We start from the raw sequence: 349 nt of genomic DNA, 5'->3' as shown, positions 1-349 counted from the left end.
CACGCAAAGATTTAGAAAAATATGTCTTAGATAGATTAGTTCATGGCATATCATCTGATAAGTAGATCGCTTTGAGCAATTATCCTATCTTGTCTTTTGGCAATCTCTAAGAGTAGAAATTTAATCTTTATATCTTGACTTAAAATTCTATCTTCCATATTATCATAAAAATAGTATGGGAGTTTATTTACTCTTTTTTCTATCATTTCAAATCTAGTTGAGATTATGTTTATATCTGAATTTAGCGCATCTTTGGTAGTAATTAGTTTATTTGATTGTTTGAGTGAATCGGTATAAACTTTAAGATTACTAAGTAGCGAGCTAATATCATGAAGATTTTTATAAATTT

General features: G+C 26.9%; 1 protein-coding gene. It reads right to left on the bottom strand.

The features are described from left to right. Nucleotides 1–50: 50 nt before the first annotated feature. Nucleotides 51–349, bottom strand: a 299-nt coding sequence (locus CIGNP103_RS08200; RefSeq protein WP_180381815.1) for a hypothetical protein, incomplete at its 5' end; no start/stop codon positions are given.

Origin of the sequence: Campylobacter sp. P0103 (assembly GCF_002139545.1) — a bacterium.
In the GTDB taxonomy this organism is placed as follows: Bacteria; Campylobacterota; Campylobacteria; order Campylobacterales; family Campylobacteraceae; genus Campylobacter; species Campylobacter devanensis.
This window is presented reverse-complemented; position numbering and strand designations above follow the sequence as displayed.